The organism is Cupriavidus sp. 94F1 (assembly GCF_057798875.1).
Genome location: NZ_JBYOJT010000004.1, coordinates 540,981 through 553,980, shown reverse-complemented (window position 1 = coordinate 553,980; position 13,000 = coordinate 540,981). Strand labels below are relative to the sequence as shown.

Here is a 13,000-nt window from a genome sequence, read left to right as displayed (position 1 = left end):
CCGTTGGCCATGCAGATCGACACCACCACCCTGATCTCCGCGAGCCTGGCTGCGGCCGCGATGGCGCTCCTGGTACTGGCCTGGCCGCTGCTGCGGCAATGGCGGCAGCGGCGCGAGGCCGCACGGACCATCGACGCCGCGCTGCAGCGGCAGGCCACGCACGGTGTAGCCGCCGCGCAGGGCGAGGCCGCACCGGGCCAGGCGCAGGCAGCCGGGGCTGCCGCACAGGCGATGGCCCCCACATCGGCCGCTGCAGCTTCCGCCGCGCCGCAGATGTCGGCGCGCGCGGCAGCGGCCGCCGCCGCGCTGGGGCAAGCGTCTGCGCGGCCAGCCGCGGCAGCCAGACCGGCGCCCGCCACGCTTGGCGCAAGGCTCGGCGCGGCGTTCGGCGACCGTTTCAACCAGTCGTGGCTCGAATCGCGCCTGGGCCGTGCGGTGGTCGCCGCCGAGGAACAGTTGCTGCTGGAGCAGTGCGGCTTTTATGGCCTGCAGCCGCGCGCCGTATTCGGCGGCCTGCGGGTGCTGGTGCCTGCCGCGCTGGCGGGCGCCGTCCTGCTCTGGCGGATCGACGGGCCGACGGTGCACGCATTGGCCTGGGCGTTCGCCACATTCGCGACGGCGTACCTGCTGCCGAAGCTCGCATTGCGCCGCTGGGCGGGCAACCGCCAGCGCGAAGTGGCCGAGGAACTGCCGGTGCTGATCGACATGCTGCGGCTGCTGCAGGGCGTGGGCCTGTCGATCGACCAGAGCCTGCAGGTCATCGTCACCGAATTCGGCGCGATGCTGCGCGTGCTGGGGCCCGAGCTGCAGCGTGCGAATCAGCAGTTTGCGTCGGGGCGCTCGCGGGATCAGACGCTACAGCGCATCGGCAAGCTGTTCGACGACGAAGACCTGAAGAGCCTGATCACGCTGTTGACGCAGGTGGACAAGCACGGCGGCGCGGTGCAGGAGCCGCTGCGCCAGTTTGGCGAGCGGCTGCAGGTGGCCCGCAAGGCGCGCATGAAGGACAAGATCGGCCGGCTGACCGTGAAGATGACCGGCGTGATGGTGGTCAGCCTGCTGCCGGTGCTGCTGATCCTGACGGCGGGCCCCGGCTTCCTGGGCGTGATCCGGATGCTGGCCCGCATGAACGGAGGACATGGATGACAAGACTATCCCGCCCGCTGCTGGCAGGCTCGTTAGCGGTGGCCACGGCGTTGCTGGGCGGCTGCGCCAGCACACCCAACAGCGCCGAGGCCATGGCACGGCAGGCCGATGCGCAGATCGAACTGGCCCGGCTGCAGGACAAGGCCGCACGCGCCGAGTACAACGACCAGAACGTCTACCTGGGCCTGATCGGCAAGATGCAGCAGGAAGGCATGTACTACGCCTCGCTGGCCCATATCGACGCGTACCAGCAGAAGTACGGCAGCAGCACCGCGCTGCAGGTGCTGCGCGCCGATGCGCTGCGCGAGACCGGCCAGGACGACGCAGCGCTGCAGGCCTATCGCGACCTGCTGAACACCGATCGCGCCGCCCGCGCACGCCACGGCATCGGCCTGGTGCTGGGCCGGCAGGGCGATTTCATGCGCGCCGCCGTGGAACTGCGCCAGGCGGCGGTGCTCGAGCCGGTCAACGCGCAGGTGGCCAACGACCTGGGCTATGCGCTGATGCGTGCTGGCGCGCTGCAGGATGCGCGCGTGCCGGTGATGCAGGCGCTGGAACTGGACGCCAACAATCCGCGGGTCATCAGCAATGCCGTGGTGTGGATGCTGGCCACCGGCAAGCGCAGCGAGGCCACCGCGATGATGCAGCGTGCCGCGATGCCGGACCCCACGCGCGCCGCCATCCGCAAGGAAGCGGACCGCGTGACCCGCGCCGCGCAGTTGCGCGACAAGGCGGCGCCACGCGGCAACGCCCATCCGAATGCCGCCGCGAACCCCATGCCGGACCCCAATGCGAACCCGGCTGCCGCGCAGGCCGTGGCGCTCAACGCAGGAGCCAGACCGTGATCCTTTCCCCGTTTGCACCGCGCCTGGCCCGGATGGCGGCGCTCGCCGCGCTGGTGGCCGCCGCGCCGGCCATGGCCCAGCAACCGACAGCGGCCGCCGAGTTGCGTCCCAACGACGCGGCGGTGGGCGACACCACGCGCAGCCTGCTCGATATCCAGCGCAGCGGATCGCAGGCCGGTCCGCAGCAACCGTTGACCGGCGACCAGGCCGCGCTGGGGTACGCGCGCTACATGCGCAGCTTCACCCATCCGCTGCCCGAGTTCTTCTCGACGATTTCCACCGGCAGCCCGCTGCGCGGCGGCGCGGGCAGCCAGCCGATGAACGGGCAATAGCGACACCGCCATGCAGCATCGGGCCGGTCTTTATCGACAGCGCGGCGCCATCAGCCTGATGGCCGCCGTCCTGATCGCCACCGTGGCCATCGGCGCCCTGGTGTCGATCGATGTCGGCTTCGTGTTCTACAGCCAGCGGCAGTTGCAGAAGGCGGTGGACCTGGCGGCGCTGTCGGGCGCCCAGCAGCTCAAGCGTGCCGATGACCTGCCGACCACCACGGCCAACGTGATGGCGTCCGTGACGGCAGCGGCCAGCCAGAACGGCTATCGCGGTGCGGTGGGCGCGGACTGTGCCAGCGCGGCGGCCGACGCTGCCGACCGCATGCGCACGTGCCTGGGCGTGTGGGACCCGGCCGATGCCGTGAGCGGAGATACCGTGCGGCACTTCAACGCCGCCTACGATGCGGCGGCGCTATCGCCCAATGCTGTGCGGGTGCAGGGCACGCTGACGGTGCCGCTGCTGTTCGTGCTGCCCGGCGGCACGTCGCGCCAGCTGCATGCCGAGGCGATCGCGGCGGCCAGCCCGCCGGTGGCGTCGTTTTCGCTGGGCAGCGGATTGTTGAACCTGAACTCGGCAAGCGGCGTGCTGGGCCTGCTGCTGGGCAATACGGTGAATCTTTCGGTGGCCGACTGGAACGGACTGGTCAATGCCAACGTCACGCTGGAGCAGCTGAGGCTCCAGCTTGGCGTGGGAACGGTCGATGCGCTGCTGAACACCACGCTGTCGATCCGCGAGTTCTACGCGCTGGTACTCAATGCGGCCGGGCGGCAGGCGCTGCTGGGTGCGGCGCTGGGCAGCCCCGAGACGCAGCTCGGCCTGAACGGGCTCGGCACCAATCTGACGCTGGCGCGGTTGCTGGATCTCGGCGTGCTCACGCCCGCCGCGTCGTCGGCGGCCGAAGTGGGTCTGAACGTGGCATCGCTGCTGACCACCGCCGCCTATGTGGCGCGCGGCAGCAGCGCGGTGGCGCTCAACATTCCGAATCTGAACGTGCCGTTGCAACCGGTGGGCAGCGCCACTGCCACGGCATCGCTGACCATTATCGATCCGCCCAAGGTGGCGGTGGGCCCGGCGAAGCAACTGCCCGACGGCAGCTGGAAGACGACGGCGTCCACCGCGCAGCTGGGCGTCAACCTGGCCGTGCATGCCAATATTGGCTTGCCGCCGCTGGTATCAGCCAGCGTCGACCTGCCGCTGCTGCTCAAGGTTGCGCAGGCCAAGGCGGACCTGACCGCCTTGCAGTGCGCCGCCACGCCAGACCAGCGGACCGCCACCATCAGGGTAGACCCAAGCCTGATGGTGGCATGCCTGACCGAAAACAAGCTGCAATGCACGTCGTCCAGCCAACTGCGGCTGGGCACCGTCAGTGTCGTGACGCTGCCGTTGCCGCTGATTCCGGGCAGCTTGGCCCAGGCAGACCTGATCGCCCACCCGACCCTGCAAACGGCATCGACCGCCCCCGGCACGGATCTGGTGCTGCACCCTGGCGCCAATGCCTCCACGTCGGCGGCCGCGCCGGTGAGTCGCACCGTCGGCGATCTCCTGCGGAATCTCAATCCTGTTCTTTCCCTGGATGTGCTGGGCCTCAAGGTGCCGAGCATCGCCCCGGGGGATCTGCTCACGCCGCTGATTGATCCGCTGGGGCCGTTGATCGACGGGGTGGCAGGCTGGCTGCTGGCCACGCTGGGCATCGATATCGCCAACGCCAACGTCCGGCTGAACAGCGTGGACTGCAACAACGCCGAACTTGTGTATTGAATCCTGAGCCATCATGAAAGCAGAGCGTTGGGCCTACGAGAGCCTCGAAGTCTATGTGTGGGAAGGCCAGTACGACATTGCCGACCGCGTGGCGCGATTCCTGACGCCGCTGGGGACCGAGGTGATTCGTGCCGGGGCGCTGGACGCGCTGCCGAACGAGGCGCGCGTGAAGCCGTGCATTGCCGTGATCAGCGCATCGGCGATCGGCTCGGCCAAGTTCACGCTGGACTGGGAAGCCGCCCACGGCATGCCGGTGATCTGGGTGGGCGCGCCGGACCGCGAGACCGATCCGGGCCGCTTTCCGCCCGAGTACGCGTACATCCTGCCGCACGACTTCAATGGCGGCGACCTGCGCAACCAGATCGTCAAGCTGATGCCGCAGCTGCTGGCCGCCGGCGAGGCGCGTCCCGACGTGGCCGACCTGGTGGCCGGATCGCCGGCCATGCAGGAGTTGCTGGAACAGGTGGAGACGTTCGCCAACTTCGACAGCAACGTGATGCTGTACGGCGAGACCGGCGCGGGCAAGGAGCGCATCGCACGGCTGTTCCACGAGCGCAACAGCCAGTATGGCAAGGGGCCGTTCGTCGCCGTGAACTGCGGGGCGATTCCGGACGGGCTGTTCGAGTCGCAGTTCTTCGGCCATGCCAAGGGCGCCTTCACCGGCGCCATGTTCGCGCACCGGGGGTTTTTCGAACAGGCCACCGGCGGCACGCTGTTCCTGGACGAGATCGGCGACCTCCCCCTGTTCCAGCAGGTCAAGCTGCTGCGCGTGCTGGAGGAAAACGCGCTGACGCGGCTGGGATCGACCATGGCCGTGAAGCTCGATTTCCGGCTCGTGGCGGCCACCAACAAGGACCTGCGCGAGGCGGTGCGCGAGGGCCGCTTCCGCGCCGACCTGTATTTCCGGCTGGCGGTAATCGAGTTGCGTATCCCGAGCCTGGAGGATCGCGGCCCCGGCGACAAGGTGGGCCTGCTGCAATCGTTCCTGCGCCACATGATGGGCGCGGCCGCCTACGATGCGCTGCCGCCCATGCCCGACTGGCTCAAGGGGGCCGTGGGCACGGCGTTCTTCGTCGGTAACGTGCGCGAGCTGCGCAACCTGGCCGAGCGCGTGGGCATTACCGCGCGGCAGTATGGCGGCTGGGACGAGGACCGCATACGGCCGCTGTTCCGGGGGCTGCGTCCGGGTGCGTTCGATGGTTCCGAGCGGGGCGATCCGCGCGCCGATGTCGAGGAGCGCCGCCGCATCATCGCCGCGCTCGACGCCAACGGCTGGCGGCGACAGGATACGGCTGCCTGCCTGGGCATCAGCCGCAAGGTGCTGTGGGAGAAGATGCGCAAGTTCCAGATCGCCGACAGCGAGGCGGAGCCGGTCTGAAGGCCGGCTGCCGGCATCGGGACGTTATGATGCGGGACCGCACGGCAAGGCCGTGCATTACGCGCCACCGCGCCGAAGGACCCCAATTGCGTTTTCTCCACACCGCCGACTGGCATCTCGGTCGGCTCTTCCATGCCCGCAGCCTGTTGGAAGACCAGGCGCACGTGCTCGACCAGTTAGTGGCGCTGGTGCGCGAGGTGCGGCCCGATGCCGTGCTGATTGCCGGCGACGTCTACGATCGCGCGGTGCCGCCGCCCGAGGCCGTGGCGCTGCTGGACGACGTGCTGGCGCGCATCGTGGTGGAAGCCGATGTGCCGGTGGTGATGATCGCGGGCAACCACGACAGCGCGCAGCGGCTGGATTTCGGCGCGCGTCTGCTGGCCGCGCGCGGCCTGCATGTGGCGGGCCGCACGGGGCCGGAAGCCGCCTGCGTGTCGCTGCGCGACGCCCATGGCGAGGTGCGGATCTACGCGCTGCCGTATGCGGAGCCTGCGGTGGTGCGCGACGCGCTCGGTGTCGGGCTGTCATCGCACGAGGCGGCGCTGGGGGCGCAACTCGACGCGATCCGGGCCAGCCATCCGGCCGGCGTGCGCGCCGTGGCGGTGGGACACGCATTCGTGGTGGGCGGTGCGGTCAGTGAATCGGAACGGCCGCTGTCGGTGGGCGGCAGCGGGGCGGTGGGGGCGGACCTGTTCCACGGCTTCGACTTCGTGGCGCTGGGCCACCTGCACCGGCCGCAGACCATCGGCGAGCGGATTCATTACGCCGGGTCGCTGCTCAAGTATTCGCTGTCGGAAGCCGATCACCACAAGACCGTGTCGCTGGTCGAACTGGACGATAAAGGCGCCGTGCGCATCGAGCCCATCGCCTTGCAGCCGCGCCGCGACCTGCGCATCCTGACCGGCGAACTGGCCGCGCTGGTGGAGGCGGGCCTGGCGGACGCGCGCCGGGACGACTACGTCTATGCGGTGCTGACCGATACCGGCGCGCTGCTGGACCCGATGGCGCGCCTGCGCGAGGCGTATCCGAACGCGCTGGCGATCGAGCGGGCCATCCTGGCACGCAGCGGGCAGGCCGGCGAGGCGGGCCGGCGCATGCGCGAACTGGACACCGGCAGTCTGTTTGCGAATTTCTTCCGCGAAGTGGCCGACGCGGACCTGGACGGCGAGCAACGCCGTGCGCTGGACCATCTACTGGCCGGTATGGAGGCTTCGGAAAGGGAATCGGCATGAAACCGCTGTACCTGAGGTTGCAGGCTTTCGGTCCGTTTGCCGCCACCGAGACCATCGATTTCACACGGCTCGGCGAGCAGGCGTTCTTCCTGATCCACGGACCCACGGGCGCGGGCAAGACCACGCTGCTCGATGCCATCTGCTTTGCGCTCTACGGCGATACGTCGGGCGGCGAGCGCAGCGCGCAGGACATGCGCAGCGCCAATGCCGACCCCGCGCTGCGCACCGAAGTCACGCTGGAATTCGGCCTGGGGGCGATGCGCTACCGCGTGTCGCGCTCGCCCACGCAGGACCGCCCCAGCCAGCGCGCGGCAGGCGGTCTCGTCAAGGAAGCCGCCAAGGCGCAGCTGGACGTGATGCTCGACGGCGCCTGGAAGAGCCACGCCAGCCAGCCGGGCCGCGTCAGCGACGCCGTGCGCGATCTGCTGGGCTTCGACAGTGCGCAGTTCCGCCAGGTCATCGTGCTGCCGCAGGGCCGCTTTCGCGAGCTGCTGACCGCCGATTCGCGAGCGCGCCAGGGCATTCTGGAGCGGCTGTTCCATACCGAGCTGTATCGCCGCGTGGAAGAACAGCTCAAGGAGCAGGCCGCCAGCATCCGGCGCGAGGCCGAGCAGATTGCCGTGCGCCGCAAGACGTTGCTGGACCAGCACGCGCTGGCGTCGATCGACGCCCTGACCGATCGCATCGACGCGCTGCAGGTCACGCTGGCCGAACTGCTGCGCCGCGAGGACGTCGCGCGCGCCGACAGCGAGGCTGCGCAGGCGTCGCTGCGCAAGGGCGAGCTTGAACATACCCAGATCAAGGCCTGGCGCGAAGCCGAGGGCGCGCATGCCATGCTGAATGCGAAGGTGGCGGCCGTGGACGGCGATCGCGCGCGGCTGCAGGCGGCGCGCCGCGCCGCGCAGGTCACGCCGGCGGTGCAGCAACTGCAGGCAGCCCGGCAGGATCAGGCCAGGGTGCGCGCGGCCCAGGCGCAAGCCGAGACATCGGCCACGCGGGCCGCGCAGGCGGCGGAAACTGCCGCCCGTGCGCTGCGCGCCGAACTGTCGCGCCAGGAGGCCCGGGCCGCCGCGCAACGCACGGTGACCCGGCTCGAACACCTGCTGCCGCACGCTCGCAGGCTGGAGGTGCAGCGCAATGCCGTGGCACAGGCCGGCACCACGCTGGCCATGGCGCAGTCGGCGTGCGCGGCGAAGATCGACGCTTTTCAGGCCGCCGCCAGGGCGCTCAAGGCGCTGGAGGCCGATGCCGAACAGGCGCGCGCGGGCGCGGCGGGGCAGCAGGCGCTGCAGCTGCGGCTCGAACAGGCCCGCGAGCGGGCCGCCCGCATTGCGAAATGCCGCCAGATCGAGGCCGAGCTTGGGCCGCTGCGCGCGGCACTGGCGTCCAGCGAGGCGCAGCAGCGCGCAGCCACCGAAGCCCGCGATGCGGCGCGCGTGGCCATGCGCCAGGCCGAGGTGGACTGGCGCCACGGGCAGGCCGCGCGCCTGGCCGCCAGCGTCCGGCGCGGCGAGCCGTGCCCGGTGTGCGGCGGCAAGGATCATCCGGCACTGGCGCAACAGACGCTGGCGCTGGTGACCGACGACGATCTCGATGCCGCGCGGCTGGTGTTGCAGAAGGCCGAGGATGCGCTGGCCGAGGCCAGCACCGCGCACCAGCGGGCGGGCGCCAGCGCCGCGCAATGGCAGGCGCGGCTGGCGGACCTGATCGAGGCCGCTGGCGATGTTTCCGCGGCGGGCGCCAGCGCGCTCGATGCCGAGATCGCCGCGCTGGCCGAGGCTGCCCGCCAGGCCGAACAGGCAGGCAAGCGCGCCGAGGCGCTGGCGGCGCAGGCAGCACAGGCCCGCAAGGCCGTCGAAGCCGCCGAAGTGTTGGCCCAGGCTGCCGACACGGCTGCCCGCACCGCCGCGCAGGAACACGCGCGGCTGGATGGCGAATGGCAGGCCGCCTGCGAACAGGTGCCCGAGGATTCGCGCGACCCCGATACGATGACGGCCGCGCTCGAGGCTGCCCGGCGCGAAGCCGGCGCGCTCGAAGCCGCATTGCAGGCCGCACAGGGCGCCGAGCGCGACGCCGTCGCGCTGCAGGCCGCCACGGCGGCGGCGCTGGCGTCCGCGCGGGACAACGTCACCCAGGCAGACGCCCGCGTCACCGAGCGCGAGGCGGCACTGGCCGACGCCATGCGTGCGGCCGCCTTCGACCATGAAGACGCTTACGCTGCCGCGTGCCTGTCCGCCGACGACATGTCGGCGCTGGACGATGCGATCCGTGCGTTCGATGTCGAGCTGGCCCGTGCAGCCGAATGGCATGCCCGCACCGCCGCCATCGCCCAGGCGCTGCAGGTCCCCGACATGCCCGCGCTGCTGGCCACGCGCGACCAGGCGGCCGTGAGGCTCGAAGCCGCCATCCGCGAGCGCAGCGAAGTGGCCGCGTCGCGCGACACGCTGCTGCAATGCAAGGGTCAGGTGGAATCGCTGGCCGCCGAAGGGCGCGAGGTGGAAACGCGCTATGCGGTGCTGGGCCGCCTGTCGGAAGTGGCCAATGGCAACAATCCGCGCCGCATGACGTTCCAACGCTTTGTCCTGGCCACGCTGCTCGACGAGGTGCTGGAGGCGGCGTCGCTGCGCTTGCTGCGCATGAGCCGCGGCCGCTACGCGCTGCAGCGCGTGCGCGAGCAGGGGGACCAGCGCATGGCCGGCGGGCTGGACCTGGAAGTGTTCGACCACGATACCGGCACCACCCGGCCGGCCAGCACGCTTTCGGGTGGCGAGGGCTTTCTGGCGTCGCTATCCTTGGCGCTGGGGCTGGCCGACGTGGTGCAGTCGCGTGCCGGCGGCATCCAGCTCGACACGCTGTTCGTGGACGAAGGGTTCGGCACGCTTGATCCGGAAAGCCTGGACTTCGCCATCCGCACGCTGCTCGATCTTCAGCAGGCCGGCCGGCTGGTCGGCATCATCTCGCACGTGGCAGAGTTGCGCGAGCGGATCGATGTGCGGCTCGAGGTACGCCCCGGCGCGAACGGCAGCCAGGCGGTGCTGCGCTTGCCGTGAGTGCACGCGGCGTGCGCTGCGGGCGCCGGGCGGTGACCGATTATCGCCCGCCACGCGCAGACCCTTATTGACCCTGTTTTGACGCCGGGTGTAACCTTTGTTCATTCTGCGAATTGGGGTTCGTATAGCGAACGTCGCTGCACCCCCGATCCGCCGACCATCACCGAAGCCGCCGCAAGACGGCTCATCAAGACAACTGCAAGATTGTGGACCCTGTCCCGATGTCGTCGCCGTGCCGAGCACGGCCTCGGCGCATGGGACGCCCGTCCGAGCAGTCTGCCGGAGACATCTTTGCGTGCCGCCCCTCTTGCGGCCGGTCCCGGCGCGATGCCGGACCCTTCCGTACTGGAACGCAAGTGATCAACAAGCTATATGACTCGGTGGAAGCGGCAGTGGCCGGCATCCACGACGGCGCCACGATCCTGATCGGCGGCTTTGGCCTGGCTGGCATGCCGGCGGAACTGATCGACGCCGTAATCGCCCAGGGGGCGCGTGACCTGACCATCGTCAACAACAACGCCGGCAATGGCGACACGGGCCTGGCGGCACTGCTGAAGACCAAGCGCGTGCGCAAGATCATTTGCTCGTTCCCGCGGCAGGTGGATTCGTATGTGTTCGATTCGCTGTTCCATGCGGGCGAGATCGAACTGGAACTGGTGCCCCAGGGCAATCTGGCCGAGCGCATCCGCGCAGCCGGTGCCGGCATCGGCGGTTTCTTCACGCGCACGGCCTACGGCACGCCGCTGGCCGAAGGCAAGGAAACGCGCATCATCGACGGCCAGGGTTATGTGTTCGAAAAGCCGATCCACGCCGACTTCGCGCTGATCAAGGCCGACACGGCAGACCGCTGGGGCAACCTGACCTACCGCAAGACCGCACGCAACTTCGGCCCGATCATGGCCATGGCTGCCAAGTGCGCGATCGTGCAGGTCAGCCACGTCGTCGAACTGGGCGACATGAACCCCGAGCACATCGTCACGCCGGGCCTGTTCGTCAAGCGTGTGGTCAAGGTGGGCGGCTCGGCTGCCCAGGCCGCCTGAGCGTAGAAGGAGAAAGAACATGCAACGCCTGACCCGCGATCAGATGGCCGCCCGCGTGGCCAAAGACATTCCGGACGGTGCCGTGGTGAACCTCGGCATCGGCCTGCCCACCCTGGTTGGCAACCATCTGCCGGCCGACAAGGAAATCCTGCTGCACAGCGAAAACGGCCTGCTGGGCATGGGCCCCGCCCCGGCTGCCGGTGAAGAAGACGGCGACCTGATCAACGCCGGCAAGCAGCCGGTGACGATCAAGGCCGGTGGTTCGTACTTCCACCACGCCGATTCGTTCGCGATGATGCGCGGCGGCCATCTCGACTACTGTGTGCTGGGCGGCTTCCAGGTGTCCGAAAAGGGCGACCTGGCCAACTGGCATACCGGTGCCCCCGGCGCCATTCCCGCCGTGGGCGGTGCGATGGACCTGGCCATCGGCGCCAAGCAGGTATTCGTGATGATGGAGCACCTGACCAAGCAGGGCGAGAGCAAGATCGTGCCGGAATGCACGTATCCGCTGACCGGCATCGGCTGCGTGACGCGCATCTACACGGATCTGGCCACGCTCGACGTGACGCCGGACGGCCTGGTTGCACGCGACCTCGCGGAAGGCCTGTCGTTTGACGAACTGCAACGTCTGACCGGCGTGCCCCTGAAGCAGGCCCAAGCCGCCTGATCCACCACCCCAGACCACCAAAACCGAGCGAGACAGAACATGAGCGACGCATTTATCGTTGACGCCATCCGTACCCCCATCGGCCGTTACGGCGGCAGCCTGTCCGGCGTGCGCGCGGACGACCTGGGTGCGGTGCCCCTGAAGGCACTGATGGCACGCAACGCCGGCCTGGACTGGTCGGCCATCGACGACGTGATCTACGGCAACGCCAACCAGGCGGGCGAAGACAACCGCAACGTGGCGCGCATGTCGGCGCTGCTGGCCGGTCTGCCGGAGGCCGTGCCGGGTTCGACGATCAACCGCCTGTGCGGCTCGGGCATGGACGCCACCGGCACTGCCGCGCGCGCCATCAAGTCGGGCGAAACCAACCTGATGATCTCGGGCGGCGTGGAAAGCATGAGCCGCGCCCCGTTCGTGATGGGCAAGGCCACGTCGGCATTCTCGCGCCAGGCCGAGATCTTCGACACCACCATCGGCTGGCGCTTCATCAACCCGGCGATGCGTGCCGCCTACGGCGTGGACTCGATGCCCGAGACCGCCGAGAACGTGGCCACGGACTACAAGATCAGCCGCGAAGACCAGGATCTGATGGCGCTGCGCAGCCAGGAAAAGGCGTCGCGCGCGCAGGCCGACGGCACGCTGGCCCAGGAAATCACCGCCGTCACGATTCCGCAAAAGAAGGGCGACCCGATCGTGGTCGACCGCGACGAGCACCCGCGTGCCACCAGCATGGAAGCCCTGGCCAAGCTGCGCGGCGTGGTGCGCCCGGACGGCACCGTGACCGCCGGTAATGCGTCGGGCGTGAACGATGGCGCCTGCGCCATCCTGCTGGCCAGCGAAGCGGGCCTGAAGCAGCACAACCTGAAGCCGCGTGCCCGCATCGTCGGCATGGCAACGGCCGGCGTGGCGCCGCGCGTGATGGGTATTGGCCCGGCACCGGCCACCCAGAAGCTGATGAAGCAGCTGGGCATGTCGCTGGACCAGATCGACGTGATCGAACTGAACGAAGCGTTTGCCGCGCAAGGCCTGGCCGTGCTGCGTCAGCTGGGCATCGCCGACGACGACAAGCGCGTGAACCCGAACGGCGGCGCGATCGCCCTGGGCCACCCGCTGGGCATGAGCGGCGCGCGCCTGGTGACGACGGCGCTGTACCAGCTGGAGCGTACCGGCGGCCGTTTCGCGCTGTGCACGATGTGCATCGGCGTGGGCCAGGGTATCGCCATGGTGATCGAGCGGGTTTGATGGTTCAGGGCTGAGTGCCGTCGTTATGCGCGCCCCTCTCCCATGCAATGGGAGAGGAGTGGGGGAGACGGTAAAAGGGCTCGAATTGCGATTTGTCGTAATTCGAACTGCCGCGCCCTCTCCCCCAACCCCTCTCCCGCCGTGCGGGAGAGGGGAGCAACCCGGTGCCGCGACGTCATGAATTCACCGAACGCTTAATTCCCCTCTTTTCCCGCCGTTAATACAGGTGGGAAGTTTCAGTGGTGTCTCTTCCCCAACGAGGTAGAGCATTGCGGCCAGACCGACGGGCTCGCCGGTCTTGCCGCATCT

The 13,000-nt window shown here is 69.4% G+C and carries 10 protein-coding genes; all 10 read left to right on the top strand.

Annotated features, from left to right (window positions below; genetic code table 11):
* Window positions 1–15 precede the first annotated feature (15 nt).
* The 10 genes from AC3FJ6_RS13450 to pcaF all read left to right on the top strand — a co-directional run bounded on the left by AC3FJ6_RS13450 (window position 16) and on the right by pcaF (window position 12,691).
* Entirely contained in the window at window positions 16–1,146 is a 1,131-nt protein-coding gene (locus AC3FJ6_RS13450) for a type II secretion system F family protein (protein ID WP_488772386.1), read from the top strand.
* A complete protein-coding gene (locus AC3FJ6_RS13445) occupies window positions 1,143–1,991 on the top strand; it encodes a tetratricopeptide repeat protein (protein WP_488772327.1) in 849 nt (282 codons plus the stop codon). Before AC3FJ6_RS13450 ends, AC3FJ6_RS13445 begins: the two co-directional genes overlap by 4 nt.
* Entirely contained in the window at window positions 1,988–2,323 is a 336-nt protein-coding gene (locus AC3FJ6_RS13440; protein ID WP_488772326.1) for a DUF3613 domain-containing protein, read from the top strand. Before AC3FJ6_RS13445 ends, AC3FJ6_RS13440 begins: the two co-directional genes overlap by 4 nt.
* A gap of 10 nt (window positions 2,324–2,333) precedes the next feature.
* On the top strand, window positions 2,334–4,082 hold the full coding sequence (locus tag AC3FJ6_RS13435) for a TadG family pilus assembly protein (protein WP_488772325.1): 1,749 nt from the start codon (window positions 2,334–2,336) through the stop codon (window positions 4,080–4,082).
* A gap of 13 nt (window positions 4,083–4,095) precedes the next feature.
* Window positions 4,096–5,460 (top strand): sigma 54-interacting transcriptional regulator, encoded by a 1,365-nt coding sequence (locus AC3FJ6_RS13430; protein WP_488772323.1) that lies wholly within the window; start codon window positions 4,096–4,098, stop codon window positions 5,458–5,460.
* Between the two features lie 86 nt (window positions 5,461–5,546).
* Complete coding sequence (locus AC3FJ6_RS13425; protein WP_488772322.1) at window positions 5,547–6,692, top strand: exonuclease SbcCD subunit D; 1,146 nt, start codon at window positions 5,547–5,549, stop codon at window positions 6,690–6,692.
* Window positions 6,689–9,742: an AAA family ATPase gene (locus tag AC3FJ6_RS13420; protein ID WP_488772321.1), complete on the top strand. Its 3,054-nt coding sequence runs from the start codon at window positions 6,689–6,691 to the stop codon at window positions 9,740–9,742. Before AC3FJ6_RS13425 ends, AC3FJ6_RS13420 begins: the two co-directional genes overlap by 4 nt.
* A gap of 356 nt (window positions 9,743–10,098) precedes the next feature.
* Window positions 10,099–10,782, top strand: a complete 684-nt coding sequence (locus tag AC3FJ6_RS13415; RefSeq protein WP_249640962.1) for a 3-oxoacid CoA-transferase subunit A — start codon at window positions 10,099–10,101, stop codon at window positions 10,780–10,782.
* A gap of 19 nt (window positions 10,783–10,801) precedes the next feature.
* A complete protein-coding gene (locus tag AC3FJ6_RS13410; RefSeq protein WP_400393007.1) occupies window positions 10,802–11,449 on the top strand; it encodes a CoA transferase subunit B in 648 nt (215 codons plus the stop codon).
* Window positions 11,450–11,488: 39 nt separating this feature from the next.
* Complete coding sequence (gene pcaF, locus AC3FJ6_RS13405) at window positions 11,489–12,691, top strand: 3-oxoadipyl-CoA thiolase (RefSeq protein ID WP_101681470.1); 1,203 nt, start codon at window positions 11,489–11,491, stop codon at window positions 12,689–12,691.
* Window positions 12,692–13,000: the final 309 nt, after the last annotated feature.

Excerpts from the sequence above, each read along its gene's own strand:
- AC3FJ6_RS13445 (WP_488772327.1), top strand. The coding sequence starts at position 1,143 with ATGACAAGACTATCCCGCCCGCTGCTGGCAGGCTCGTTAGCGGTGGCC.
- AC3FJ6_RS13435 (WP_488772325.1), top strand. The coding sequence starts at position 2,334 with ATGCAGCATCGGGCCGGTCTTTATCGACAGCGCGGCGCCATCAGCCTG.
- AC3FJ6_RS13430 (WP_488772323.1), top strand. The coding sequence starts at position 4,096 with ATGAAAGCAGAGCGTTGGGCCTACGAGAGCCTCGAAGTCTATGTGTGG.
- AC3FJ6_RS13420 (WP_488772321.1), top strand. The coding sequence starts at position 6,689 with ATGAAACCGCTGTACCTGAGGTTGCAGGCTTTCGGTCCGTTTGCCGCC.
- AC3FJ6_RS13410 (WP_400393007.1), top strand. The coding sequence starts at position 10,802 with ATGCAACGCCTGACCCGCGATCAGATGGCCGCCCGCGTGGCCAAAGAC.
- pcaF (WP_101681470.1), top strand. The coding sequence starts at position 11,489 with ATGAGCGACGCATTTATCGTTGACGCCATCCGTACCCCCATCGGCCGT.